The sequence below is a fragment of the Endozoicomonas sp. SESOKO4 genome, from assembly GCF_024606275.1.
The window spans coordinates 1-1,912 of sequence record NZ_JAHHPS010000488.1 but is presented as its reverse complement, the minus strand read 5'-3'; the positions used below and the strand labels follow the sequence as shown (position 1 = coordinate 1,912).

Here is a 1,912-nt window from a genome sequence, read left to right as displayed (position 1 = left end):
CATCAAGAGTCTCCTGTAGGTGGCTTGCGGTTTATTTTATTACGAAAATGCTGTTTTTTCTTCGCCCATAGTTCTTTACCTGCAGAAAGTCTCGAGAGCTGTCATCAGGTTTTTAACCTTGGTTATGGATTCCTGATACTCTTGATGGCAGTCTGAATCTGCAACAATGGCTCCTCCACCCCAGCAGTGAAGTTTTGGAGCGGCTCGAAAGCTCCGGCCACTTTGGGAAAATTGACCAGGTACTGATCGCCAAAGAAGGTGATGCTTCAAGCGAAGGGGCTCGTCTGGCCGAATTCTACAAAGTGAACAAGGCCCCCTTCTTTGTGGTCGAGGAAGAAGGTCAGGAACCGAAAATTTACACAGTTTACTTCAAGCTGGTCAAGGAAGTACTGAACCGGCAAGCTGCGTGATGCAGCTGCCGCTTCAAAGGATAGAAAAGTCAGTGATCGGGGAGCTGAATACCAGAAAACAACTCATCCACTTCTACTTTGTTATGTCTTGAAATCGCTTCCTGCACGACTTCTTTAGACAAATGTGGTGCAAAGTGCTGAATGAAGTCGTACATAAATCCGCGCAAGAAGGTCCCTCTTCTGAAACCAATCTTAGTGACACTGGGTTCAAACAGATGGTCTGCATTCAGAGGAACCAGATCAGAATCCAGTTCCGGATCGTAAGCCATCTTCGCAACAATACCCACACCCAGCTTCAATCTTACATAGGTTTTGATGACATCAGCATCGGTTGCGGTGAATACAACTCTGGGTGACAAACCTTCATTCATAAAAGCTTCGTCCAGTTTGGAACGGCCAGTAAAGCCAAAGACGTAAGTCACCAGGGGATACCGGGCAACATCCTGCAGTGTCAACTCAGATATTTGTGCCAGCGGATGATCCTTCGGAACGAGCACACAGCGATTCCAGCGATAGCAGGGCATCATGACCAGATCGTTAAAAAGTTCGAGCGCTTCTGTTGCAATGGCAAAATCAACCACGCCGTCTGCAGCCATCTCAGCAATCTGGATGGGCGCTCCCTGATGCATGTGCAGGGACACATCTGGATACTGAGAAATAAATTTGTTGATGATATCAGGCAGTGCATAGCGAGCCTGGGTATGCGTCGTTGCAATAGACAGGGAACCTTTACGCTCATCACTGAACTCTTGTGCCACCTGTTTGATGCTTTCGACTTTTCTGAGAATCTCACCTGCAGTCTCTATAATTTTTTCACCAGCCGGGGTGATTCGGGTCAGATGCTTGCCGCTGCGGGCAAACACCTCTACGCCGAGCTCATCCTCCAGCAGGCGGATCTGTTTGCTGATACCGGGTTGCGAGGTATATAGACTCTGCGCTGTGGCGGATACATTGAGATCATGGTGAGCGACCTCCCAGATATAGCGCAGTTGTTGCAGCTTCATTGATGGCCTCCGGTCGAGCTAACGTCTACCCATAGTGTGAAAAAAATATGAGTACTCTTAGTTCATAGCGGCATAAGAGAATATCATTTAATTACTTCCAAGAATACAAGCCGGTCGCTACAGTTACCAGCGAATCATGCAGCTTTAATCATGATTTCAAACATCGCCTGAGCTACTTATAACTTTAGACCATATTTGATGGACACATTGCTCTACATTTCAGCGGGTGCCAGCGTGGGTTTTGCCGTTGGCTTAACCGGCATAGGAGGCGGGTCTCTGATGACTCCACTGCTCCTTTTATTCGGATTTCCGACCCACATAGCAATAGGAACGGACCTGTTGTATGCCGCCCTGACCAAAGTCAGCGGCGTCTGGGTTCATCACCAACAAAAAAGTGTTAACTGGCAACTCGTAAAGCTCCTGTGCCTGGGAAGTATTCCAGCCACTTTGGCTACAGTATTCCTGTTGAAATATCTTTTCACCGGAAGCGATCATTAT

General features: G+C 47.6%; 3 protein-coding genes. 2 read left to right on the top strand and 1 reads right to left on the bottom strand.

Annotated features, from left to right (window positions below):
- Nucleotides 1–194: 194 nt before the first annotated feature.
- Nucleotides 195–410, top strand: coding sequence for a hypothetical protein (locus KDK16_RS09375; RefSeq protein WP_257275766.1), 216 nt, complete (start codon nucleotides 195–197; stop codon nucleotides 408–410).
- A 29-nt stretch (nucleotides 411–439) separates the two neighbouring features.
- On the opposite strand, the gene cysB is transcribed toward KDK16_RS09375, so the two are convergent.
- The gene (cysB, locus tag KDK16_RS09370; RefSeq protein WP_257254873.1) at nucleotides 440–1,414 is read right to left on the bottom strand and encodes an HTH-type transcriptional regulator CysB; all 975 of its coding nucleotides are present in this window, start codon (nucleotides 1,412–1,414) and stop codon (nucleotides 440–442) included.
- 198 nt (nucleotides 1,415–1,612) lie between these two features.
- On the opposite strand from cysB, the gene KDK16_RS09365 reads away from it, so the two are divergent.
- Nucleotides 1,613–1,912: sulfite exporter TauE/SafE family protein (locus KDK16_RS09365; protein WP_257275765.1), on the top strand; the 300-nt coding region annotated here is incomplete at its 3' end.

Coding starts and splice junctions, on each gene's coding strand:
- cysB (WP_257254873.1), bottom strand. CDS start 1,414: ATGAAGCTGCAACAACTGCGCTATATCTGGGAGGTCGCTCACCATGAT.